Origin of the sequence: Shimia sp. R10_1, assembly GCF_017744095.1 — a bacterium.
In the GTDB taxonomy this organism is placed as follows: Bacteria; Pseudomonadota; Alphaproteobacteria; order Rhodobacterales; family Rhodobacteraceae; genus Shimia.
Genome location: NZ_JAGHQX010000009.1, coordinates 79,329 through 103,479 on the forward strand (window position 1 = coordinate 79,329; position 24,151 = coordinate 103,479).

Sequence of the window (24,151 nt, forward strand, 5' to 3'; positions counted from 1 at the left end):
GTCAGCCTCCAATCGCCCAGCGGGCGTATGCGCCGCCAAAAAGTTCGAATTTTGCAAGGAAGGCCACCAACACGACCCAAGCGAGCGACATCGGCAGGAAGACTTTCCAACCAATGCGCATCAGCTGGTCATAGCGGTAGCGCGGGGTGATCGCCTTCACCATCGAGAAGATGAAGAAGACAAAGCAGATCTTGGCGAACATCCAGAAGATGCCATCGGGCAGGAAATTCACCGGGGAGAGCCAGCCGCCCAGGAACAGCAGTGACACCAGCGCGCACATCAGAACGATGGCGACATATTCGCCGATCATGAACAGCAGGAAGGGCGTCGAGCTGTATTCCACCTGATATCCGGCGACGAGCTCGGATTCCGCTTCGGGCAGATCAAACGGCGGGCGGTTGGTCTCTGCCATCGCGGAGATCAGGAACAGGAACAGCATCGGGAAATGCGGCAGCCAGTACCAGCTGAGCGCGCCATATTTGCCGTCTTGCGCGTTCACAATATCGCCGAAGTTCATCGAGCCGGTGGTGATGATCACCCCAATGATGATCAGGCCGAGCGACACCTCATAAGAGATCATTTGCGCTGCAGAACGCAGCGAGCCAAGAAACGGGTATTTGGAGTTGGAGGCCCAGCCCCCCATGATCACGCCGTAAACCTCCAGCGAGCTGATCGCCATGACGTAAAGAATGGCAACGTTGAGGTCAGACACCACCCAACCGTCGTTGAATGGGATCACCGCCCAAGCGATCAGCGCCATCACAAGGCTGACCATGGGCGCGAGCAGGAACACAGCTTTGTCTGCGCCCGCCGGGAACACGATTTCTTTCACTGCGTATTTGATGAAATCCGCAAAGCTCTGCAGCAGGCCGAAGGTGCCCACCACATTGGGGCCACGGCGCAGCTGTACCGCCGCCCAGATTTTGCGATCCGCATAGAGCAGGAAGGCCAGTGCCACCAACAACGGCACCACAACCAGCAGCACCTGCCCAAGGGTCAGAAGGAAAATGCCGAGGTATGTGGAGGAAAAGAAATCAGTCATAGAGCCTCACACCGTTGGTATTTCGTTTTCTTGGCAGTTCGCAACGATGACTTCTGCGTCTATCGTTTTGAGACCACGCGGTAGCGCCGGGGAAATGGTATACACCGCATCCCCTTTCCAGACGCCGTCCTGATTATCGGTCGTTGTGCGCACATGTCGCGCAAAGCCAAACCCGCGGATCAGCGTGTACTGCGCGGCGGCGCATTCTGCATAATCATGCACGTCTTCCGCATCGCGGGCGCCGCTCATCGTCACATGAAAATTCACAAGATCGCCTTCAAGCAGGCGCGTGTCCACGCCAAGGTAGAGCGGGGCGAATTCCGTCTCGCCACGGCTCACATCACCGCTGGGTTGCGGCGCACAGGCCGCAAGCGCGGCCAGGCTTGCCGCTGCGATTGTGATATGGAGAGGCGTCTGTGTCATCTTCACTTCATTCTGCCGCGATCTGTTCAGCACCGCGAGCTTTTGCATTGGCGGAAAGCTCCGCCATCAACGCGCTGGCCCGGGCAATGGGATTTGTCAGGTAAAAATCCTGTATGGCTGGCAGGAAAGTGGCTTTACCCAGATGGGCAGCGTCCAGAGGTTGCCATTCGTTTTCAATAACTTGATCGATCTTCTTAAGGTGCGGAACCTGTTTCACAAGAGCCTGTCGCAGCTGGCTAAGCGTGTCATAAGGCAGGACCGCATCAAGCTCCGCACTGAGCGCCCGCAGGATGGCCCAGTTTTCCTTGGCCTGGCCGGGCGCAAAGCCTGCGCGCATGGCAAGCTGCGGGCGGCCTTCGGTGTTCACAAAGAGACCGTTTTCTTCGGTGTAAGCGGCAGCGGGTAAGATGACATCAGCGCGATTGGCGCCGCGGTCGCCATGGCTGCCCTGATAGATCACGAACACACCCGGATCAATTGTCACCTCGTCTGCGCCGAGATTGTAGATCACCTCGGCCCCCTCAACAGCGGCGCTCAGTCCGCCTTCGGTCACGGCACCCACATCCATCGCCCCTACGCGAGAGGCGGCGGTGTGCAAGACCATGAATTTGGACTGCGCGGCCTCTGCAAGGGCCATCGCAGTGCCCAGAACAGCGGCACCGTCTGCTTCGCGCAGGGCGCCTTGCCCCACGATCACAACACCGGGTTTGCCGTGTTGACCCCCATGATCCTGTGCCGCCAGTTCGGTCAGCGCATCCCGATCATCCCCCAGATGTGTGTACTCATAAGTGAGATCTGCCGCTGCGCCGATCAGCGCAACTTTGGCCCCTTTGAGCCACGCTTTGCGGATGCGGGCGTTCATAACGGGCGCCTCGTCACGCGGGTTGGTGCCGATCAGCAAGATGGTTTCGGCGCTGTCGATATCTTCAATCGCAGCGGTGCCAACATAACCAGACCGGTTGCCGATTGGCAGGCGTGCGTTGTCGGTGCGGCATTCCACATGCCCCTCCAGCCCTTCGATCAGGTGTTTGAGGGCAAAGGCAGCCTCTGTTGGGACAAGATCGCCGACAAGTCCCGCCACTTTTTTGCCCTTCATGGCGTTGGCGGCCGCTGTCAGCGCCTCTGGCCAGCTGGCGGGTCGCAGCTTCCCATCCACACGCACATAGGGTTGATCAAGACGCTGACGGCGCAGCCCATCCCAGACAAAGCGGGTTTTGTCGGAAATCCATTCCTCGTTCACCCCGTCATGGTTGCGCGGCAGAATGCGCATCACTTCGCGCCCTTTTGTGTCCACACGAATGCTGGAACCAAGCGCATCCATCACATCGATGGTTTCGGTCTTGCTCAACTCCCAAGGGCGGGCGGTGAAACTATAGGGTTTGGAGGTCAGCGCGCCCACGGGGCAAAGATCAATGATGTTGCCCTGCAGATTGCTGTCGAGCGTTTCATTGAGGTAGCTGGTGATTTCCGCGTCTTCCCCTCGCCCGGTCTGCCCCATCTGAGTGATGCCTGCGACCTCGGTCGTGAAGCGCACACAGCGCGTGCAAGAGATGCAGCGCGTCATGGTGGTGGCGACAAGCGGGCCGAGGTTGAGATCATCCACCGCCCGTTTGGGTTCGCGAAAGCGGTTTTCGCTGATGCCATAGGCCATGGCCTGATCCTGAAGGTCGCATTCGCCCCCCTGATCGCAGATCGGGCAATCCAGCGGGTGGTTGATGAGCATGAACTCCATCACCCCTTCCCGCGCCTTCTTCACCATGGGCGATGTGGTTTTCACAACAGGCGGCTGCCCTTCCGGGCCGGGACGCAGATCCCGTACCTGCATGGCGCAGGACGCCGCCGGTTTGGGCGGGCCGCCCACAACCTCTACAAGACACATCCGGCAATTGCCGGCAATCGACAGGCGTTCGTGGTAGCAGAAACGCGGAATTTCTATCCCGGCCACTTCGCAGGCCTGAATCAGGGTCATCGCGCCCTCGACCTCGATTTCGCTGTCGTCGATGATGATCTTGCGGAGGTCAGACATGGATTACTTCGCCCTCAAGTACACGCCGATCTGGCTGTTGCGTTCCATTTCCGCCCGCCCCAGCGCGCAGAATGTTTCCGGATTGGAGAGGCTTGCGCCCTTGTGTTTGAAATAGGCATCGCCCCGCGCACGCATGCGTGCCTTCTCCTCATCGGAGTCAAGGAACGCGCGGATTTCCTCATTGCTGTAGCCCAGCGACCGCGCCTTGCGCACCAGCGCCCAGCCATCTGTGGCCCCTTTGAGCTTGCGCCCCTCAAGACTGTCGCAGGCATCCGCAATTTCAAAAGCCACCAATGCCCAATAGAGGGGCTCATAGATCTCTTCGACCTCTCGCAGAGAGGGTTTGGCTGAGGCACCCCCAGCCAGAACGATGCTTCCCAACAGGGCGGCCGATATCAGACGTTTCATGCACACACTCCTTTTGCATGGGCAAAGTGATCCTTTGCCTGCACACTCAAAGGCGCGTGTGGCGCTGTTAGGCAATAACAGCCAGCGTATGTCAGATATCCGATCAAGGGCGACAGAACCCTTCCAACGTGATTTTGTCGTCCACAGGCACGATGTTTTCATGCTCTGGCCCAATCAGCCAATCGACGCTGGAGGTGCCATACTCCGAAATGCAGTATTTGAAGGCTTCGTACTCTCCTGCTTGACGTGCGCCCACCAAACTTTGGTTGGCCCGAGACACTGTCACGGAGAAATGGTCTCGCGTCCCGCGAGAGACTTGTTGCGCTTTGGCTTTGTAAAGGTGGCCGTCGAATGTCACCTTGTCACGTTTGCTGCGAAAACTGTCGCGAAACCCGTCCCCACAAGCAGACAACGCCGTGGCCGCAGCCAGGATCATCAAGAGTTTGCCGCGTGGAGATTTGAGAGCTGTGGTCATAGTTGGGTCCATCTGTATGTCACTCTGCCGCCATGACGCCGGGGCGTCGGCTTTTTTTGGCTTTAATGCGGCCTTCGATTTCATCGCGGAAGTTGCGAATAAGCCCTTGTATCGGCCAAGCGGCGGCATCGCCAAGAGCACAAATGGTGTGACCCTCAACTTGCTTTGTCACATCCCAGAGCATGTCGATCTCTTCGGGGTCTGCATTTCCTTCGACAAGACGCTCCATCACACGCATCATCCAGCCTGTGCCTTCGCGACACGGAGTGCACTGGCCGCAGCTTTCATGCTTGTAGAATTTGGACAAACGCCAAATTGCTTTGATGATGTCGGTCTGTTTGTCCATGACAATCACGGCAGCGGTGCCAAGACCTGAGCCAAGATCGTTGCGCAGATAGTCGAAATCCATGATCGCATCGCGCATATTTTCGCCACGCACGCATGGCACGGAAGAGCCGCCCGGTATCACCGCCAAAAGATTGTCCCAGCCCCCGCGAATGCCGCCGCAGTGCTTTTCGATCAGTTCCTCAAAGGAAATCGACATGGCTTCTTCGACAACACAGGGGTTGTTCACATGGCCAGAGATCGCAAACAGTTTGGTGCCTGCGTTGTTGGGGCGGCCAAAACTGGCAAACCACTCACCACCGCGCCGTAGGATGGTTGGCACCACCGCGATGGATTCCACGTTGTTGACGGTTGTTGGGCAGCCATAGAGACCTGCGCCCGCCGGGAAAGGCGGCTTCATGCGTGGCATGCCTTTTTTGCCTTCAAGGCTTTCGATCAATGCGGTCTCTTCACCGCAGATATAAGCGCCTGCGCCATGATGCAGGAACACATCAAAATCCCAGCCGGACCCGGCAGCATTTTTGCCAAGCAGCCCGGCATCATAGGCTTCATCAATTGCCGCCTGAAGCGCTTCACGCTCGCGAATGTATTCGCCGCGCAAATAGATGTAGCAGGTGTGGGCGTTCATCGCGAAAGAGGCGATCAGCGCGCCTTCGATCAGCGTGTGCGGATCATGGCGCATGATTTCGCGATCTTTGCAGGTGCCGGGCTCTGATTCATCAGCGTTGATCACCAGATAGGCCGGACGCCCGTCGCTTTCCTTGGGCATAAATGACCACTTCAAACCCGTCGGGAAGCCCGCGCCACCGCGCCCGCGCAGGCCGGAGGCTTTCATCGTGTCAATGATCGCATCGCGCCCCTGCTGGATCAGCTTGGCAGTGCCATCCCAATGGCCACGCGCCTGTGCACCTTTGAGCGTGCGGTCATGCATGCCATAGAGGTTGGTAAAGATACGGTCCTGATCTTTGAGCATCCCGTTACCTTTCGTCTGCCTGGTCGCCTGTCTGGCGGGCGCGCCAGATCTGATAGATATTGACCATCGCCCAGATCAGCGCGGCCATTGCGGCAAAATCGAACAAGAAAGCAAAACGCCCCGGCAAGCCCAAAACCGGCGCAAGCCACTGGGCCGTGATCCAGAGCACCATGGCACCCGCAATCACAAGCGCGACAACCCGCCCTTTGCGTGCCAAAGCCTGTTCTGCCTGCCCCATCGACATCTGCTATTTGTCCTCATACACGTCGCCCTTGGCGACTTTCTTGGAAAATTCGGTTTCTTCCCCTGCGGCCAAGAGCTTGGCCTGATCAACCCAGCCATCCCGATCTATGCGGCCTTTGAAAGAAAGCTTTTCGTCCATTTCGGCTATGTCGTCGGCCTGCCACGCGGCGATCTGCGCAAAGGTCGTAACGCCAGCATCATGCAGTTTCTTTTCCAGCGCCGGGCCAACCCCTTTGAGCTGTTTCAGATCATCCGCAGCGGCATCTGACTTCGCGGTTTTCTTGGGTTTCGCCTTCTTGGCCGCTTCGGCCTGTTTGGCGGCAGGTTTGGGCGCTGGCGCGGGTTTGGGCGGCTGCCCTTCGGCGGCGCGGCCCGCAACGGTGCCATCTTTGCCCACCCACGGGGTCAGAAGCGGCACTTCGGTGCCGTCGATGCGTTTGATGGTGTCGCCAGTATCTTTGGCAAGCTGTACAGAGGCGTTGTACTGCGTTTGCCCACTGTCATAGTCTTTGAGACTGGTCAGACCGGCGAGCGGCTCGGCAGCGTAGCGGCCATTTTGCGGCCCCGGAGTGGGCACGTTGCCAGCCGCCATGTCATCCAGCATCTGAGCAAAGCCTTCGGCGGTCAGATCCTCAAAGTAGTCTTTGCCAATCTGCGCCATGGGAGCGTTGGTGCAGGCGCCAAGACATTCGACCTCTTCCCAAGAAAATTTGCCATCTGCGGAGAGCTCGTGCGGCTTGGCGGCGATTTTCTCTTTGCACACCGAAATGAGATCCTCAGCCCCACAGATCATGCAGGAGGTGGTGCCGCAAATCTGAATGTGAGCCACAGAGCCCACCGGTTGCAGCTGGAACATGAAATAGAAAGACGCCACTTCCAGCACGCGCATGTAGGCCATGCCGAGCATGTCAGCGACGGCCTCAATGGCGGGTTTGGTCAGCCAGCCTTCTTGTTCCTGTGCACGCCACAGCAGCGGGATCACCGCAGAGGCCTGTCGGCCATCGGGATATTTGGTGATCTGGGCCTCTGCCCAGGTTTGATTGGCGGCGGTGAAAGCAAAGCTTTCGGGCTGTTCAGGGTGCAAACGGCGGAGCATTACTGGCAAGCCTCCGTATTGAGTTTGAATGTGCCGGCGTCGATCTCGCCCTGCCCCGCTTTCTCAAGGTAACGCAGAGTCTTTTCAAAAGACCGGCCTGTGAAACCGGCGGGCAGCAGCTCAGCTTTGGCAAGATCACGTGTGATCAGGCAATTGTTGGCTTCCCCAACTGAAATCACGAGGTCGACAAGCTCTTGAGAAACAGGTGGCTCCTCACTGGCCCATGCGGAGGTTGTGAGGGTCATGGCGACGATTGTAGCGGCAACTCTCACCGATCAATCTCCCCAAACACGATGTCCATGGTGCCGATAATGGCTGCGACATCGGCCAACTGGTGGCCGGTTGCGATGTGATCCATCGCTTGCAGATGCAGATAGCCCGGCGCGCGCAGTTTGGCGCGGTAGGGTTTGTTGGTGCCATCCGCCACCATGTAAACGCCAAATTCGCCTTTGGGCGCTTCGACAGCGGCGTAAACCTCGCCAGCAGGCACGTGGAAGCCTTCGGTATAAAGCTTGAAGTGGTGGATCAGACTTTCCATCGACGTCTTCATATCACCGCGTTTGGGAGGCGTGAGTTTGCCACGTGCCAGCACATCGCCGGTGGCTTCGCGCAGTTTCACAATCGCCTGACGCATGATGCTGACCGACTGGCGCATCTCTTCCATGCGCATCAGATAGCGGTCATAGCAGTCGCCGTTTTTGCCGACCGGGATCTGAAATTCAAACTCGTTGTAGCACTCATAGGGCTGCGCGCGGCGCAGATCCCAGGCCATGCCAACAGAGCGCGCCATCACGCCGGACATGCCGTAATCCAGCACGTCCTGCTCTGTCACAACGCCAATATCGACGTTGCGCTGTTTGAAAATGCGGTTTTCGGTCAGCAGCCCGTCAATGTCATCGATCACTTCCGGGAATTCGATCGCCCATTCTTCGATATCATCCACCAGTTTGTCGGGCAGATCCTGATGCACGCCACCGGGACGGAAATAGGCCGCGTGCAAGCGCGCGCCACAGGCACGCTCATAAAACACCATGAGCTTTTCACGCTCCTCAAAGCCCCAGAGCGGTGGGGTCAGCGCGCCCACATCCATCGCCTGTGTGGTGATGTTCATCAGGTGGTTGAGGATGCGGCCAATTTCACAGAACAGCACGCGAATGAGCTGCGCACGACGGGGCACTTCGGTGCCTGTGAGCTTCTCAATGGCAAGGCACCATGCATGCTCCTGATTCATCGGCGCCACATAGTCGAGGCGATCAAGGTAGGGCAGGTTTTGCAGGTAGGTGCGGCTCTCCATCAGTTTTTCGGTGCCACGGTGCAACAGGCCGACATGGGGGTCGCAGCGCTCGACAATCTCGCCGTCCAGCTCCAACACCAGACGCAGAACGCCGTGGGCCGCCGGGTGTTGCGGGCCAAAGTTGATGTTGAAGTTGCGGATCTTCTGTTCGCCACTCAGCGCATCAACACTGCCGTCATCAAATTTGGAGCCGTCCATCATTGCGTCCCCTCCTTCTCATCACCGGGCAGGATGTAATTGGCCCCTTCCCATGGCGACATGAAATCAAACTGGCGGTAATCCTGCGTGAGCTGAACCGGCTCATAGACCACGCGCTTTTGCACTTCGTCATAGCGCACTTCGGTATAGCCGGTGGTCGGAAAATCCTTGCGCAGCGGATGGCCGCGGAAGCCATAGTCGGTCAGCAGGCGACGCAGATCCGGGTGATCTGAGAAAATGATGCCGAACATGTCAAAAACTTCGCGCTCAAACCAGTTGGCCGACGGATGCACGGAGGTGATCGAAGGCACGGTTTCATCCTCGCGCGCGGCAACCCGCAGGCGAATGCGCTGGTTCTGAAACATGCTGAGGAAATGATACACCACATCAAAGCGGCGCGATCGTTCTGGATAATCAACGGCGGTGATATCGACCAGCGTCGAAAAGCGGCAGGTCGCATCGCTGCGCAGAAAATCGACAAATCCCAGAATGTGAGACGCGGTCACATCAATGGTCAGCTCGTCAAAAGCAACATCCCAGCCCAGAACACTTTCAGGACGCTTAAGCTCAATATGAGCGCCGAGTTCTTTGAGGGCTTCGCTCATCTCTCAATCGTCCCTGTGCGGCGGATTTTGCGTTGGAGTTGCAGCAATCCGTAAAGCAGTGCCTCTGCGGTGGGCGGGCAGCCCGGCACGTAGATATCAACGGGTACGATGCGGTCACAGCCGCGCACAACCGAGTAGCTGTAGTGATAATAACCGCCGCCATTGGCGCAGGATCCCATGGAGATCACATAGCGTGGCTCTGGCATCTGGTCATAAACCTTGCGCAGTGCCGGGGCCATTTTGTTGGTGAGCGTCCCAGCCACGATCATCACATCAGACTGACGCGGGGAGGCACGGGGCGCGATGCCAAAGCGCTCTGCATCATAGCGCGGCATGGAGGTGTGCATCATCTCAACCGCGCAGCAGGCCAGACCAAAGGTCATCCAGTGCAAAGAGCCAGTTCGCCCCCAGTTGATCAGATCTTCGGCGTTGGTGAGCAGGAAGCCTTTGTCCTGGAGTTCGGAATTGAGCGCTTGCGTGACCGTTTCGCGGTCCACACCTGCTGTGTTGGCACCGGTCATCACTCCCATTCCAAGGCTCCTTTTTTCCACTCATAGGCAAATCCAATGGTGAGTACGGCCAGGAATACCATCATCGACCAAAATCCAACCATGGAGACATCTTTGAAGGCGACGGCCCAAGGAAACAGGAAGGCGATTTCGAGGTCAAAAATGATGAAGAGGATCGACACCAGATAGAAACGCACATCAAATTTCATACGAGCGTCATCAAAGGCGTTGAAGCCACATTCGTAGGCGCTCACCTTCTCAGGGTCCGGGCTGCGCACAGCCAAAACAACAGCAGCAAGTATGAAAACTAGGCCAAGCCCGATGGCGACGGCCATGAAGACGAGAATTGGGAAATATTCCCTGAGCATCTCTTCCAATGTTAGCTCCTTTCATGCACGCGAAGCCGGTGCAGTCAGATGGCTTTAAACACTCCCAGACGGTTTACCCCTGCGCTGGGTCTGGGTCAACAATTTGCATTATCACACCACAGTGTGATGGGCTTATGTTTCTTGATTAAAAAGAGCCTGTTAGGCCTTAAAATCATAGGTCGCTGCCCCCTCAACCCAGCCCGATGCACCCATTAAAACACTGTCGTGCATGGCCGGAGCCGGAGTGTCAGTTCCGACATCTATTTCCTACAGTTTTCCTAAGAGACCGCATCTTTCACAAAGAATTTGGTCAAAAGGCGCATTTTGGTGCGCCAATCAACGGGTTGGCGGGCAAATACGTGATGGTCTCTGATGCTCATGGCTCAGCAAAACACATTGACATCGCATCACAAAGCCTCAGCTATGCCTGCGGCTGATCAGCGTTTTACCCTGAGCGTTCTCCTGCGCGGGGCCGCGTTCGTGGAGGATTGGACCATAACGCCCCATTATCAGCGAACCCAAGTCAGCGCCAATTTGCCGCAGGAGTCGACCGGAGAATGCGGGCGTTCCTCCCCTCCTGACGGACATAAGCTCAAGTCCTGGCGTCAGGCCTTTGATGCAATGAGCTGAGCGGCTATTGCACCCAGCGCGGTTTCTGCTTGGCAAAGAATGCCGTGATGCCCTCCTGCGCCTCAGCACCTTCCCAACATGCAACCAACTCTGAAATCGTATGATCAATCACGGTGTCGTCGATTTGAGGGCCCAGCCGCCGGGCCAATGCTTTGGCGCGCGCGACGGCTTCAGGTGCACAAGAGAGATAAGGGATCACTTCCGCCTCCACAGCTTCGTCAAGCGCATCGGCGGGCACGGATTTTGCCAGCAACCCGAGCGACACAGCCTCTTGGGCTTTGAACAAGCGTGCCGACATAAACACCCGACGCGCAAGCGCCTCCCCCATGCGGGCAAGCACGTAAGGGCCAATGGTGGCGGGGATCAGACCCAGCTTGGTCTCTGTCAGCCCCATGGTCAGACTATCGACACCAATCGCCATATCGCAGACGCTGGCCATACCGACGCCGCCACCAAAGGCATTGCCCTGCAAACGCCCAATCAATGGCTTGGGCAGTGTGTTGAGCGCCTGCAAGGCTTCGGCCAGTTTGCGGGCCTCGACAAAGCGCGTTTCTGGATCCGCCGCCATTTGGGCCTGCATCCAGCCCAAATCGCCCCCAGCGCAGAACGACTTGCCTGCCCCTGTCAGCACAACCACGCGGACCTCTGGACTTGCACCCAAAGCCTCTGCGGCTTCCTTGAGCTCCTCAATCATCTTGCCAGACATGGCGTTGTGCTTTTCCGGGCGATTGAGCGTGAGCGTTGCCACGCCCCGCGCATCGACATCAATCAGCAAAGTTTCATAGCGCATCGAAACGGTCCTTACTCCTCTGATGTGCGCATGGCGCGCGCCAACTTGGCGGCTTTGGCCAAAACAGCTTGGTTCAGCCCTGTCGCATAACCGAGCGCTTCCATACGAGCGACCACCGCCTCTGTTGCGACATTGCCTGCTGCGCCGGGCGCATAGGGGCAGCCCCCAAGCCCTCCGACCGCGGCATCAAACACCCGCACGCCCAGCGCAAGCGACGCCTCAATATTCAGCAGCGCGCGCCCGGATGTGTCGTGATAGTGGCCTGCAAGTTTTTCCACAGGCACTTCGGTGAGCACTGCCCGGAGCATCATGGAGATACTTTCTGGTGTGGCCTGTCCAATTGTGTCACCAAGGCTGATCTCATAGCAACCAGCCTCATGGAGGTGTTTGGCAACGGCCGCGACCTTGCTGGGCGGTGTCGGGCCATCATAGGGGCAATCGGTGACACAGCTGATGTAACCGCGCACGGGAATGCCGGCTTTTTTTGCCGCGGTGACCACCGGCGCAAATCTCTCAAGGCTTTCGGCGATGGTTGCGTTGATGTTGGCTTTGGAAAACCCTTCAGAAGCCGATCCAAATATGGCAATTTCGTCCGCTTTTGCAGCCAGAGCCCCCTCAAAGCCGCGCATGTTTGGCGTGAGGGCAGCATATCGCACACCGGGCGCGCGCCTGATCCCCGCCAGCACATCCGCAGAATCCGCCATTTGCGGCACCCATTTGGGGCTGACAAAACTCGCGATCTCGATACGTTTGAAACCCGCATCACTTAGGCAATCCACAAGCGCGATTTTCTCGGCTGTAGGGATCTGTCGCTTTTCGTTTTGCAGCCCATCACGTGGGCCGACTTCAAATATCTCAACAAAGTCAGACATGGATCATGCGCCTTCCGGAAGAGGATAAAAATCCTGCGTGTAGATTTCCTGTTCGCCATCTTTGGCAAGCGCCGCATTGTAGGCTGGACGCTCGATGAGCCGATCCCGGTAGGCCAAAACCTTTGGGTACTCCTCCAAGTGCACATAATAGCGCGCCAATCGCAGATTGAGACCAAACATGATGTCTGCCGCTGAAAATCCTGTGGGCAGCAAATAGCCGCTTTCCTCAATCATCCCTTCGAGTGCGCGCATGGTCAGCTGCAAACGCTTGGTGTTGAGCTTCATCGTTGTAACGGAAGCCATGGCAGGATCGCGCAGGAACACATGCTGCATATTGAGCTGCTCGATCTGTGCGGCCTGGGTTTCGGCAAAATGCATCAGCTGCAAATAGCGCGCACGGATGGGGGCACCGATTGCCACCCCAAGGCCCGCGTCCGGGTGGGTCTCTGCAAGGTATTCGAGGATCGCACCGCTTTCGATCATCGGAATTCCGTCGATCTCGACGGCGGGTGCGCGTGAGGCAGGGCTGACCCCCTGTATCTCTGGAGTGTACATGGTGCCACGTCGGATGCTGTGCTCGATGATCTCGGCCTCAAGCCCAAGCTCTTCCAGCATCCAGATCACACGAAATGACCGAGAAATCGGGATATGATGCAAGCGTATGGTCATCCCGCATCCTCCGCTTCGTCCTCAAGCACAATCAGTGCGCTGCCATCTTCGACTTGCGCACCGTCAGCAACCATCACCTCTGCAACAACGCCATCACGGGGGGCAAGCAGAGCGTGCTCCATCTTCATCGCTTCCAAAATGGCGAGCCGGTCTCCCTGTGCCACCGCCTGCCCAGCGCTGGCAAAGATTGCTTTCACCACGCCCGGCATTGGTGCGGCGATGACATTGCCTCCGGCAGCGGCCTCATCTTCACGTTCGAGCGGATCCACAACATGAAAGCGGTAGCCATTGCCCCAGAACACCGTGAGCTCTTGTGCCTCACGCGCGGTGCGGGCAAGCGCCTTGGTGCTGTCCACCCACCATGCGCCGTGGCGGTAGGTGACCGCGTGAGTGGTGTCGTCCACACCAACGGTAAAATCACCGGTGCCGTTCACTTGCACTGAAACGTCGATTTGCGCGTCATTGTGCACAAGCGATACCGAATAGGTGAGCGGCGACCAGAGCACCAGCGTTTCTGCCGGGGCAGACCCATCCATGGGGCGCAGACCCAGCGCGGTGAGCGCAGCGATGGCGCGTGATTTGGTGCAGGCCGAGGGTTGCTGCGCCAGTGTTTCCAAATGACGCTCGATCAACCCAGTGTCGACATTGCCCGCGACAAAATCTGGCTGGGCGGCCAAGAGCGCGAGAAAACTCACATTGGTGACGGTCCCGCCAACCTCTGTCCAGCGCAGGGCGCGCTCCAACTGTTTGAGCGCCACATCCCGCGTTGGCCCATGCACGACCAGCTTGGCAATCATCGGGTCATACCACGGGGAGATGGTATCCCCGGCGCGCACGCCACTGTCTACACGCGCTTCTGGTGGGAAGGTCAGATGACTCAATGTGCCGGTGGCGGGCAGGAAACCTTTGGGCACATCTTCGGCGTAAATGCGGGCCTCAAAGGCATGGCCCGTGATGGTCAGCGCCTCTTGGGATTTTGGCAGCGGCTCCCCAGCGGCCACTCGCAACTGCCATTCAACCAAATCGACTCCGGTGATGGCCTCAGTCACGGGGTGCTCGACTTGCAGGCGGGTGTTCATCTCCATGAACCAGAACCCATCCGGACGCAGCCCGTCACTACCATCAACAATAAACTCGATGGTGCCCGCGCCCTTGTAATTGATCGCCTCGGCAGCCCTGACGGCGGCCTGCCCCATGGCGGCACGCATCTCTTCCGTCATCCCCGGCGCAGGCGCCTCCTCAATGACCTTCTGGTGGCGGCGCTGTAGTGAACAGTCCCGCTCAAATAGATGCACCGCATTGGTGCCATCACCAAAGACTTGCACCTCTATGTGGCGCGGGCTTGTGACAAATTTCTCTATCAACACATCAGAGTTGCCAAAGGCTGTTGTGGCTTCGCCCTGCGCACTCGCCAGCGCATCCGCAAAATCAGCAGGATTTTCGACAAGCCGCATGCCTTTGCCACCGCCCCCAGCAACCGCTTTGATCAGAACGGGATAGCCAATCGCCTCTGCCTGATCCGCCAGAAACGCAGCACCCTGATTGGTGCCGTGATAACCCGGCACAACGGGCACACTGGCTTTCTCCATCAAAACCTTAGCTGCATCCTTGAGACCCATTGCGCGAATGGCCTCTGCTGAGGGACCGATGAAGGTCAGACCTGCGGCTTCTACCGCTTCGACAAATTCGGGGTTTTCAGACAGGAAGCCATACCCCGGATGAATGCCCTGCGCACCTGCCTCCAAAGCGGCGGCAATGATCACATCGCCCTTAAGATAGCTTTCCGCAGGCGCAGCCCCCCCGATGTGCACGGCCTGATCGGCCAGCGCGACATGTTTGGCACCCGCATCAGCATCGGAATAGACGGCCACGGTTTTCACACCCATGGCGCGCGCGGTCTCCATCACGCGGCAGGCAATTTCGCCACGGTTGGCAATCAGGATTTTCTCAAACATAGCGGCCTCCCGACCTTATCCTTCATTCTGCCCGGACGACGCCGGGGTGCGGGGGCAGACCCCCACCGCTTACATCCGGAACACGCCGAACTTGGTCTCTTCGATTGGTGCATTGAGCGCAGAACACAGGCTCAGATGCAGCACATCGCGGGTTTTGCGGGGATCAATGATCCCATCATCCCAAAGGCGTGCGGATGCATAAAGCGGGTGACTTTGTTCTTCGAACATCTCAAGCGTGGGCTGCTTAAAGGCAGCCTCTTCTTCTGCCGACCATTCCCCGCCCCTCCGTTCGATCGCATCACGTTTCACGGTGGCAAGCACACCAGCGGCCTGTTCCCCTCCCATCACGGAGATGCGCGAGTTTGGCCATGTCCAGAGGAACCGCGGACTGTAGGCACGCCCCGCCATGCCGTAGTTGCCCGCCCCAAAAGAGCCGCCCACAAGCATGGTGATTTTCGGCACTTTGGTGGTGGCAACAGCCGTCACCAGCTTGGCACCATGGCGCGCAATGCCTTCGGCCTCATACTTCTGCCCGACCATGAAGCCGGTGATGTTTTGCAAGAACACCAGCGGAATGCGGCGTTGCGAACAAAGTTCAACAAAATGCGCCCCCTTGGCGGCGCTTTCGGAATAGAGCACACCGTTGTTGGCGATGATGCCAACCGGGCAGCCTTTGACATGGGCAAAGCCGCACACCAGCGTTTCGCCAAAACGTTTTTTGAACTCATCAAAGCGGCTGCCATCCACCACCCGCGCAATCACCTCACGGATGTCATAAGGCGTGCGCAGCCCGCCCGGCACCACGCCAAGGATTTCTTCGGGATCGTAAGCCGGATCTTCGGGGCTGGCCCAATCCACCGTTTGGGGCTTGGTGCGGTTCAGATGCCTGAGCGACTCGCGCGCCAATGCCAGTGCGTGCGCATCATCTTCGGCCAGATAATCCGCAACTCCCGAAAGCCGTGTGTGGACGTCACCGCCGCCAAGGTCTTCGGCGCTGACCACCTCGCCCGTTGCGGCCTTCACCAGCGGCGGGCCTGCAAGGAAGATGGTGCCCTGCTCTTTCACAATGATGGTGACGTCGGACATGGCGGGCACATAGGCCCCACCTGCGGTGCAGGAGCCCATAACAACGGCGACCTGAGGGATGCCTTTGGCGCTCATATTCGCCTGATTGAAGAAAATGCGCCCGAAGTGGTCGCGATCCGGGAAGACCTCGTCCTGTTGCGGCAGATTGGCGCCGCCGCTGTCCACCAGATAGACGCAAGGCAGGTTGTTTTGCTCGGCAATTTCCTGCGCCCGCAGGTGTTTTTTGACGGTCATGGGGTAGTAGGTGCCGCCTTTCACGGTGGCGTCATTGCAGACCACCATGACCTCCTGTCCGTGCACACGCCCGATGCCCGCGACAACACCCGCACAGGGCGCCGCGCCTTCATACATCCCATGCGCAGCGGTCGCGCCGATTTCCAGAAACGGCGAACCCGGATCCAAAAGCCCCGCCACGCGGCGACGCGGCAGCATTTTACCGCGGCTTTCATGGCGCGCACGAGAGGCTTCGCCGCCGCCCTGACGGGCAGCCTGTGCCACGGATTGCACGGTTTCCAGCATCTCAAGGTGCGCCGCGCGGTTGGCGGCAAAGTCCTCAGAGCCGGTCATAACTTTAGATTGCAGCTTCATATGCCCCCCAATTGCGGCGAATGTTTTGATGCGCGCAGATTTTGCTCACGCGATTTTGATCCAGATCAGAGCGGGCGCGCGCGGCCTGAGTCATACTCCCGACATAACCCCTCATAACGACTATGAAATGAGATCCTCCATGAAACGTATGACCTCCACGCTGGCTCTGACCGCCGTTCTTGCCGCATTCTCTGCGCCTGCTTTTGCGCAATCCCAAGGGGATTGGACTGTGGGTATTGGCTTTGGGAACGTGAACCCGAAATCTGGCAACGGCACGCTCGCGAACCTTGAAGCAGACGTTGACGACAACACCCGCCCGATCTTTACGCTGGAATACTTCATCCGCGACAACATCGGCATCGAGCTGCTTGCAGCAACCCCATTTTCGCACACTGTGACGCTGTCGAACGGTGCGACCGCCGGGAAAGTGAAACAGCTGCCGCCCACGCTGTCGGTGAACTACCACATTCCGACCAACAGCAAATTCACCCCATTCTTCGGCGTGGGCCTGAACTACACAACCTTCTTTGAAGAAGAATCCGCCCTTGGCACTCTGAAGCTCGATGACTCCTGGGGTATCGCGCTGAATGCGGGTGTTGACTACGCGGTTTCTGATAAAGGCGCGGTGCGCTTTAACGTGCGCTGGATCGATATCGACTCCGACGTGACCTTGGACGGTGGCAACATCGGCACCGCAGAAATCGACCCGATTGTCATCTCTGCAAGCTATGTGCACCGCTTCTGAAGACAGTGCATTGTGCCGCAGTGCATAACGCCGACACATTTGCGAAGGGCGACCTCTGGTTCGCCCTTTTGCTTTGCGCGTCTTCAGATGTGGAGCCAATGCGCCCATCAGCTCATGGCCGTCATCAATTCACGGCCAATCAGCATACGGCGGATCTCGCTGGTGCCTGCGCCGATTTCCATCAGCTTGGCATCCCGGAAAATCCTGCCGACGGGATTGTCTGACAAATACCCAGCCCCACCAAAAGCCTGCACCGCCTGATGCGCCTGTGTCATGGCCACTTCTGAAGCATAAAGACAGCAGGCCGCGGCATCCTGACGTGTGATGCGCCCCTGATCACAGGCTTTTGCGCATTCATAAACGTAGGCACGTGCCGAGTTCATCGCGGTGTACATGTCGGCAATCTTGCCCTGCATCAGTTGGAAGTTTCCGATGGAAGTGCCAAACTGTTTGCGCTCCACCATGTAGGGCATCACTTCGTCCAGACAGGCCGCCAGAATACCCGTGCCGATGCCCGCCAACACAACCCGCTCATAATCGAGCCCGGACATCAGAACAGCGACACCTTTACCCTCTTCGCCCAGCACATTTTCAAACGGCACTTCGCAATCTTCAAAGATCAACTCTGCAGTGTTGGACCCCCGCATGCCCAGCTTGTCAAAATGCGGGCTGGTGGAGAATCCCTTCATCTCTTTTTCAATGAGGAAAGCGGTGATGCCACGCGGCCCCGCATCTGGATCGGTCTTAGCATAAACAACCAGTGTGTCCGCATCCGGGCCATTGGTGATCCAATATTTGTTGCCGTTGAGCACAAAGCGGTCGTTACGCTTTTCGGCCCGCAACTTCATTGAAACAACATCAGAGCCCGCCGATGGCTCTGACATGGCCAAAGCGCCCACATGTTCACCCGAAATCAGGCGCGGCAAGTATTTCTGCTTTTGCTCTTCGGTGCCGTTGAGCTTGATTTGGTTGACACAGAGGTTGGAATGCGCGCCGTAAGAAAGAGACACCGATGCGCTTGCACGCGCCAATTCCTCCACCACGATCACATGGGCCAGATAGGACATCTCTGCACCGCCGTAGGCCTCCGGCACGGTGACGCCAAGCAGACCCAGCTCGCCAAACTCTTTCCAAAGTTCATTTGGAAATTCGTTCTTCTGATCAATCTCGGCGGCCATCGGCTTGATGCGCTCCTGCGCAAAGCGGTGCACCATCTCGCGCAATGCGTTGATGTCCTCACCCAGATCAAAATTCATGGTGTGCGTGAACATTGGCCCCTCCTCCGTTATTGAACACTTGTTCATATAATTAGGCTGACTCGCGCATCGGATCAAGAGGATTTCCTCATCGGCCCGCATCACAACATGAAACGCGCGCAACCGAACCGCGCACGGGGTGTAAATTTAGAGGAAAAAGTACGCCGCTCAGGAGGCCTTGGCCTCAAGCGCCGGATAACGCGCGCCAAGCGTGACGCCGCGTGCAACAAAGCTGACCAAAAGCGCGATCCAAAGACCATGATTGGCAAAACTTGGCACTAGCACCAATAACGCCACCAGATAGACCAGAGCCGAGATGAACATCATATTGCGCATCTCTCTCGTTTGGGTGGCACCGATGAAAATCCCATCCAGCATCCATCCCGCCAGACCAATGATGGGCGCAAGCACCATCCAGGGCAAATACGCCCTTGCCTCGACACGCACCTCCGGCGCGGTGGTCATCACATCAATGACCCAGCCGCCTATCAGCGCAAAGGTCAGTGACATCAAAACCACGCAGATCAGCCCCCAGAAACTCGACATCAGAGAGGCTTTGCGCAAGCTTGCCCTGTCTTTGGCCCCAAAGGCCTGCCCCACCATAGCCTCAACGGAAAAGGCAAAGCCATCAAGCGCATAGGCCGTGATTTCAAGGAACTGCAAAAGCACCTGATTGGCGGCGAGCGTGACATCCCCAAAGTCGGCACCCAGAAACAGAAAAGACATAAAGATCGCCTGCAGCAAAAGTGATCGCAGCAAGATGTCGCGATTGACCATTGCCATTTCACGCAATGCGACAGCATCCAAAAGACGCGCCAAATCCTTCCAGGCCGGAGTCTGAAACACATCCCGACACAGCCACAACGCCAAGAAAGCGCCAGATACTTCGGCGATTACCGTCGCAGTCGCCACACCACCCACGCCCCAGCCCAAGCCAAGCACAAACCACAGATCCAGCAGGATATTCAGCCCATTCATCCAGATCTGGATCACAAGCACTGCCTTGGTGCGTTCATGCGCAATCAGCCACCCGGTCAGCCCGTAAATCGCAATGGCCGCAGGCGCAGACCAGACCCGAATCTGCAGATATTGCTGCGCGAGGCTTTCCACCTCTGGCGACGCAGGGGACAGCCAGAACGCCGCGCGAAAGAGGTAGACCTGCGCTACAATCACGAGCACGCCACCAGCAAAACCAATCATCACCGCCCGCGTGAGCATGGCCGCAACTTCGCCTTGCCGTCCCGCACCGATGGCTTTGGCCGTCAAGCCGGTGGTCCCCATCCGCAGGAAACCAAAGATCCAGTAAAGTCCGGCAAGAATGATCGCCCCGATCCCCACTGCGCCAATCGGCGCCGCCTCCCCCATTTGACCAACAACGCCCGTGTCCACCGCTCCAAGAATGGGAACGGTGGCGTTTGACAGCACAATCGGAAGGGCTGTGTGCAAAATACGGCGATGCGTGATTTCACCGACACCACCGGCTTGCACGTTGGGGTCAGTCATCCTGACTTGGCATCAGGAAATGCCCGGTGGCCTGCGCAAACAGCACGTTGCGCTGATCTTGCCATGCTTCCACATGCACAGAGGCATAACGCCGCCCCGAGCGATTGACGCGCGCCCGCGCATAGGCATCGCGCGGCAAACCGGAACGCAAATAATCGACGGTAAAGTCGATGGTCTTTGGCATGCGTGGCAAATGCCCCTCTGACAGGCGCTCCATCGACAGCCGCCCACTTTCTATATCATCCCATAACCCCGACCACGCGAGACCAATCACAGCCGTGGTTTCCAAAAAGCCTGCTGTGACCCCACCATGAATGGCAGGCAACATTGGGTTGCCAATCAGCTTGTCATCAAAGGGCAGTATTGCGGTAAGCTCATCGCCCCGACGCTCAAATTCAATGCCAAGGAAATTGATATAGGGGACACCATGCACCAAGGCATTCAGTGCCGCATCGCGACGTTGCTTGACCACCTGCACCGGTTCTGGACGTTTACGCGCCATCACTTGCGCTCCACTGTGAAAGCGCCGGTGGCAGTGGCCACGGGGCGCTGCTCATCGTCATCCACTGCGGTGGCACGCACAAACGCGACTGACTTGGTAATTCGGTAGCATTCTGCCGTAGTGCGCACCGCTTGCCCGGGCGTTGCCGCGCGCATGTAATCAATCCGCAGATCAATCGTCGCCGTTCCTGATGGCGAGGACGGATGACACATTGCGGCCGCCCCGCAGCACGTGTCCATCAATGCAGAGACCGCGCCGCCATGCAAAACGCCCGTTTCAGGGTCCCCAACAATTTTGGAATCGTAGGGCAGCTCCATTGACGCCTTACCATTGCCGATCTGCGTCAATTTCATATTGAGCGCCTTGCAATGCGGAATGGCATTTATGAAGTGCTCCGCCATTTTTGCTTTTTGAGTGTCCATGCACTGCCTCCTACAACCTTGGGCTCATTTATGCGCGTCAAAATCGACCTGTCGCAAGGGGGCGGTTGCCCTCGCTGCAGATGCAAACTAAGTTTGCCCGTGCAAGGAGATCCCGCCCATGTCTGATACTCGTCTGTCTTTCAAAGAAATGTGCGCAAAGTTCGATGTGACACCGCGCACGCTCCGCTATTACGAGTATATCGAATTGCTGCACCCTGAGCGGTCTGGGCGCAGCCGTTTTTTTGGCCCTAAAGAAGTCGCCCGGATGACCCTGATCATGCGCGGCCGCCGCTTTGGGATTAAATTGGAAGACATTCGCCAGTGGCTGCTGATCTATGAACACGAGGGCACGTCTGCACAGATGCAAGCCTTTGTGGAAATGGCGGATCGCCAGTATGCAGAGCTTGAAGAGCAACGCCTGCAGCTGGAAGAAGCGATGCGTGAACTCAAGGAATTGCGCGACGAAACCGCTGCGTTTTTGGTAGACGGCAGTTCTTGACGCCAACACAGCCGAAGCTCACCAAATTTTGAAACCGCGCCTTAGGCGCGGTCTTTTTTTTTGCGGTGCATTGCTTTCCAATGATGCAAGCACACCAGCCACAAACACCCTGAATACATAATATTTTCAACATTATATAACTTACTATTAAAGTCATTCAGAGACGCACAACCCACTCTGGTGCAGTGTTCAAAACCGCCAATTTACGTCCCTCACATGCACCAAGTCGTGACTTGGAAATGATCCAACGTCACTTCCTAATGTGACGTGACGTCTTACTTACGTTAACGTCAACTGCTATAGTATTGGCATTCCCGAAGCCCATTTTGTTTCTCAACTTTCATAGAGAAAGGACGCAATTATGAGCGAAGATACGATGACAATTCGCGAGATGTGCGACGCTTTTGACGTGACACCTCGTACCCTGCGCTTTTACGAATCCAAGGAACTTCTGTTCCCCATTCGCGAAGGCCAGAAACGCCTGTTCACAAAACGCGATCGCGCGCGGCTGAAGCTGATCCTGCGCGGCAAACGTTTTGGATTTTCCCTCGAAGAGATCCGTCAACTTCTGGATCTTTACGACATGGGAGACCAACAGGCGACACAACTTCAGCGCACATATGAGGTGGCGAAACACCGCCTCAAGGACATGGAAGAACAACGCGATGAGCTTAATGAAGCCATCGACGATCTTCGTGAGCAGCTGAAATGGGGCGAGAGATTCCTCTCTGACCTCAACACAGAAAAAGACGCCGCGCAGTAAGCGCGTCACAAAGACCTCCGTATCGGATCACCCAAAGGGAAGAGCCCAATGCCAACATATACCGCACCTGTGAAAGACCTGCAGTTTGTCCTGCACGATGTTCTGAATGTTTCTGGTTCCGACGTTCCCGGCTACAGCGAGCTGGAAGCCGATTTCACCAGCGCCGTACTTGAAGAAGCCGGAAAACTGACCAGCGAAGTGCTGGCGCCACTGAACGTTGTTGGCGACCACGAAGGCTGCCGTCTAGAGAACGGGGTTGTCTACACACCTACCGGCTTCAAGGATGCGTTTGAGCAGGTCAAGGAAGGCGGCTGGACTGGCCTCGACATGCCGGAAGAATACGGCGGGCAGAACATGCCTTATGTTCTTGGCACCGCGGTTGGCGAGATGTTCTCTGCTTCCAACCAAGCCTTCACCATGTATCAGGGCCTGACCCATGGTGCGGCAGCAGCGATCCTTGCGCACGGCACCGACGAGCAGAAAAACAAATGGCTGCCAAAGATGGTCTCTTGTGAGTGGACCGGCACTATGAACCTGACGGAACCGCATTGCGGCACCGATCTTGGCCTGATGCGCACCAAGGCGGAACCACAAGACAACGGCACCTACAAAATCTCCGGTCAGAAGATCTTTATCTCTGCTGGCGATCACGACATGGCCGACAACATTGTGCACCTCGTGCTTGCCAAAGTGCCAGGCGGCCCAGAAGGCATTAAGGGTGTGTCCCTCTTCATCGTGCCAAAGTTCCTTGTCGACGACGAAGGCAACATCGGCGCGCGCAACGGTGTGTCTGTGGGCAGCATCGAAGAGAAGATGGGCATCCACGGCAATTCCACATGCGTGCTGAACTATGACGACGCCGAAGGCTATTTGATTGGCGATCTGAACAAAGGCATGCGTGCCATGTTCACCATGATGAACGAAGCGCGTCTGGGTGTGGGCATGCAGGGCCTTGCACAGGCCGAAGTCGCCTACCAAAACGCACTGACATACGCAAAAGACCGGCTGCAAGGCCGCGACGTGACCGGTGTGAAAAACCCGGATGGCCCTGCCGATCCGCTCATCGTGCACCCTGATATCCGCCGCTCCCTGATGGATCAGAAGTCTTTTGCCGAGGGCGCACGCGCGTTCATCCTCTGGGGTGCAACCATGATCGACAAGGCGCACCGCTCTGGCGACAAAGACGCCGATGGCCTCATATCTCTGCTGACGCCCGTCATCAAAGGCTTCCTGACAGATGAAGGCTATGACATGACCGTCAAAGCCCAACAGGTTTATGGCGGCCACGGCTACATCGAAGAATGGGGCATGAGCCAGTTCACCCGCGATGCGCGTATCGCGATGATCTACGAAGGGGCAAACGGCGTTCAGGCGCTTGATCTTGTGGGCCGCAAACTCGCAGCGGATGGCGGCAAGCACGTGATGGCGTTCTTTGAGCTGGTCAAAACCTTCTGCAAGGAAAACGGCGAAGACGAAGCGCTCGCGGATTTTGTTGGCCCGCTGAAGCAAGCCTCCAAAGATCTACAAGCGGCTGGGATGTACTTTATGCAAGCTGGTATGAAGAACCCCAACGATGCGCTGTCAGGCTCCAATGACTTCATGCATCTGTTTGGCCACGTGTGCCTCGGCCTGATGTGGGCGCAAATGGCAAAAGCCGCTAATGCTGCATTGGCTGCGGGCACAGGCGACGCCGCGTTCTACGAGACAAAGCTCGCAACCGGCCGCTATTACATGGCACGTCGTTTGCCGGCGACAGGCATGCACCTGGCGCGCATCCAATCGGGTGGCGACACTGTGATGGCGCTGACGGCAGACCAGTTCTAATGCATCGGCTGGGCGGGGCTTATCCCCCGCCCAGCGTATTGC

26 protein-coding genes are annotated in these 24,151 nt (G+C 57.4%); 4 read left to right on the forward strand and 22 right to left on the reverse strand.

All coding sequences use genetic code 11. From position 1 onward, the window contains the following. Window position 1: 1 nt before the first annotated feature. From nuoH to J7413_RS16565, 18 genes are all read right to left on the reverse strand, one after another. On the reverse strand, window positions 2-1,042 hold the full coding sequence (gene nuoH, locus J7413_RS16480; RefSeq protein WP_209100172.1) for an NADH-quinone oxidoreductase subunit NuoH: 1,041 nt from the start codon (window positions 1,040-1,042) through the stop codon (window positions 2-4). Window positions 1,043-1,048: 6 nt separating this feature from the next. After that, complete coding sequence (locus J7413_RS16485; RefSeq protein ID WP_209100174.1) at window positions 1,049-1,465, reverse strand: hypothetical protein; 417 nt, start codon at window positions 1,463-1,465, stop codon at window positions 1,049-1,051. 7 nt (window positions 1,466-1,472) lie between these two features. Continuing rightward, entirely contained in the window at window positions 1,473-3,491 is a 2,019-nt protein-coding gene (gene nuoG / locus J7413_RS16490) for an NADH-quinone oxidoreductase subunit NuoG (protein ID WP_209100176.1), read from the reverse strand. 3 nt (window positions 3,492-3,494) lie between these two features. Further along, entirely contained in the window at window positions 3,495-3,899 is a 405-nt protein-coding gene (locus tag J7413_RS16495; RefSeq protein WP_209100178.1) for a DUF5333 domain-containing protein, read from the reverse strand. A gap of 103 nt (window positions 3,900-4,002) precedes the next feature. After that, window positions 4,003-4,374 (reverse strand): hypothetical protein, encoded by a 372-nt coding sequence (locus J7413_RS16500; RefSeq protein WP_209100180.1) that lies wholly within the window; start codon window positions 4,372-4,374, stop codon window positions 4,003-4,005. A gap of 19 nt (window positions 4,375-4,393) precedes the next feature. Continuing rightward, complete coding sequence (nuoF, locus tag J7413_RS16505; protein WP_209100182.1) at window positions 4,394-5,692, reverse strand: NADH-quinone oxidoreductase subunit NuoF; 1,299 nt, start codon at window positions 5,690-5,692, stop codon at window positions 4,394-4,396. 4 nt (window positions 5,693-5,696) lie between these two features. Further along, on the reverse strand, window positions 5,697-5,930 hold the full coding sequence (locus J7413_RS16510; protein WP_209100457.1) for a DUF5337 domain-containing protein: 234 nt from the start codon (window positions 5,928-5,930) through the stop codon (window positions 5,697-5,699). Window positions 5,931-5,939: 9 nt separating this feature from the next. Then, entirely contained in the window at window positions 5,940-7,031 is a 1,092-nt protein-coding gene (gene nuoE / locus J7413_RS16515; protein WP_209100184.1) for an NADH-quinone oxidoreductase subunit NuoE, read from the reverse strand. Beyond that, window positions 7,031-7,303 (reverse strand): hypothetical protein, encoded by a 273-nt coding sequence (locus tag J7413_RS16520; protein ID WP_209100186.1) that lies wholly within the window; start codon window positions 7,301-7,303, stop codon window positions 7,031-7,033. Before J7413_RS16520 ends, nuoE begins: the two co-directional genes overlap by 1 nt. Next, window positions 7,300-8,523 (reverse strand): NADH-quinone oxidoreductase subunit D, encoded by a 1,224-nt coding sequence (locus tag J7413_RS16525; RefSeq protein ID WP_209100458.1) that lies wholly within the window; start codon window positions 8,521-8,523, stop codon window positions 7,300-7,302. The genes J7413_RS16520 and J7413_RS16525 overlap by 4 nt, the downstream gene beginning before the upstream one ends. Continuing rightward, entirely contained in the window at window positions 8,523-9,128 is a 606-nt protein-coding gene (locus J7413_RS16530; protein WP_209100188.1) for an NADH-quinone oxidoreductase subunit C, read from the reverse strand. Before J7413_RS16530 ends, J7413_RS16525 begins: the two co-directional genes overlap by 1 nt. After that, window positions 9,125-9,658: an NADH-quinone oxidoreductase subunit B gene (locus J7413_RS16535; protein WP_209100190.1), complete on the reverse strand. Its 534-nt coding sequence runs from the start codon at window positions 9,656-9,658 to the stop codon at window positions 9,125-9,127. The genes J7413_RS16530 and J7413_RS16535 overlap by 4 nt, the downstream gene beginning before the upstream one ends. After that, the gene (locus J7413_RS16540) at window positions 9,649-10,014 is read right to left on the reverse strand and encodes an NADH-quinone oxidoreductase subunit A (RefSeq protein ID WP_209100192.1); all 366 of its coding nucleotides are present in this window, start codon (window positions 10,012-10,014) and stop codon (window positions 9,649-9,651) included. The genes J7413_RS16535 and J7413_RS16540 overlap by 10 nt, the downstream gene beginning before the upstream one ends. Before the next feature lie 625 nt (window positions 10,015-10,639). Further along, entirely contained in the window at window positions 10,640-11,425 is a 786-nt protein-coding gene (locus tag J7413_RS16545) for a crotonase/enoyl-CoA hydratase family protein (RefSeq protein ID WP_209100194.1), read from the reverse strand. 11 nt (window positions 11,426-11,436) lie between these two features. Continuing rightward, window positions 11,437-12,297: a hydroxymethylglutaryl-CoA lyase gene (locus tag J7413_RS16550; RefSeq protein ID WP_209100196.1), complete on the reverse strand. Its 861-nt coding sequence runs from the start codon at window positions 12,295-12,297 to the stop codon at window positions 11,437-11,439. A gap of 3 nt (window positions 12,298-12,300) precedes the next feature. Next, window positions 12,301-12,966 carry a glutathione S-transferase family protein gene (locus J7413_RS16555; RefSeq protein WP_209100198.1) on the reverse strand — a complete coding sequence of 222 codons (666 nt, stop codon included), beginning with the start codon at window positions 12,964-12,966 and terminating at the stop codon, window positions 12,301-12,303. After that, complete coding sequence (locus tag J7413_RS16560; protein WP_209100200.1) at window positions 12,963-14,921, reverse strand: acetyl/propionyl/methylcrotonyl-CoA carboxylase subunit alpha; 1,959 nt, start codon at window positions 14,919-14,921, stop codon at window positions 12,963-12,965. The genes J7413_RS16555 and J7413_RS16560 overlap by 4 nt, the downstream gene beginning before the upstream one ends. A gap of 69 nt (window positions 14,922-14,990) precedes the next feature. Beyond that, window positions 14,991-16,595, reverse strand: coding sequence for a carboxyl transferase domain-containing protein (locus tag J7413_RS16565; protein ID WP_209100202.1), 1,605 nt, complete (start codon window positions 16,593-16,595; stop codon window positions 14,991-14,993). A 139-nt stretch (window positions 16,596-16,734) separates the two neighbouring features. Between J7413_RS16565 and J7413_RS16570 the strand changes: the two genes are divergently transcribed. Then, the gene (locus tag J7413_RS16570; protein ID WP_209100204.1) at window positions 16,735-17,340 is read left to right on the forward strand and encodes an OmpW family outer membrane protein; all 606 of its coding nucleotides are present in this window, start codon (window positions 16,735-16,737) and stop codon (window positions 17,338-17,340) included. Between the two features lie 107 nt (window positions 17,341-17,447). Here J7413_RS16570 and J7413_RS16575 read toward each other — a convergent pair whose 3' ends face one another. The 4 genes from J7413_RS16575 to J7413_RS16590 form a co-directional block, all read right to left on the reverse strand. Further along, window positions 17,448-18,611, reverse strand: coding sequence for an isovaleryl-CoA dehydrogenase (locus J7413_RS16575; protein ID WP_209100206.1), 1,164 nt, complete (start codon window positions 18,609-18,611; stop codon window positions 17,448-17,450). 153 nt (window positions 18,612-18,764) lie between these two features. Beyond that, window positions 18,765-20,099, reverse strand: a complete 1,335-nt coding sequence (locus J7413_RS16580) for an MATE family efflux transporter (protein ID WP_209100208.1) — start codon at window positions 20,097-20,099, stop codon at window positions 18,765-18,767. Continuing rightward, the gene (locus J7413_RS16585) at window positions 20,092-20,601 is read right to left on the reverse strand and encodes a PaaI family thioesterase (protein ID WP_209100210.1); all 510 of its coding nucleotides are present in this window, start codon (window positions 20,599-20,601) and stop codon (window positions 20,092-20,094) included. Before J7413_RS16585 ends, J7413_RS16580 begins: the two co-directional genes overlap by 8 nt. Further along, entirely contained in the window at window positions 20,601-21,023 is a 423-nt protein-coding gene (locus J7413_RS16590) for a PaaI family thioesterase (RefSeq protein ID WP_209100212.1), read from the reverse strand. Before J7413_RS16590 ends, J7413_RS16585 begins: the two co-directional genes overlap by 1 nt. A 118-nt stretch (window positions 21,024-21,141) precedes the next feature. Here J7413_RS16590 and J7413_RS16595 point away from each other — a divergent pair, with 118 nt between their 5' ends. The 3 genes from J7413_RS16595 (at window position 21,142) to J7413_RS16605 (ending at window position 24,109) form a co-directional block, all read left to right on the forward strand. Next, complete coding sequence (locus J7413_RS16595; RefSeq protein ID WP_209100214.1) at window positions 21,142-21,522, forward strand: MerR family DNA-binding transcriptional regulator; 381 nt, start codon at window positions 21,142-21,144, stop codon at window positions 21,520-21,522. A gap of 361 nt (window positions 21,523-21,883) precedes the next feature. Beyond that, entirely contained in the window at window positions 21,884-22,285 is a 402-nt protein-coding gene (locus J7413_RS16600; RefSeq protein WP_209100216.1) for a MerR family DNA-binding transcriptional regulator, read from the forward strand. 48 nt (window positions 22,286-22,333) lie between these two features. Continuing rightward, a complete protein-coding gene (locus J7413_RS16605; RefSeq protein WP_209100218.1) occupies window positions 22,334-24,109 on the forward strand; it encodes an acyl-CoA dehydrogenase C-terminal domain-containing protein in 1,776 nt (591 codons plus the stop codon). Window positions 24,110-24,151: the final 42 nt, after the last annotated feature.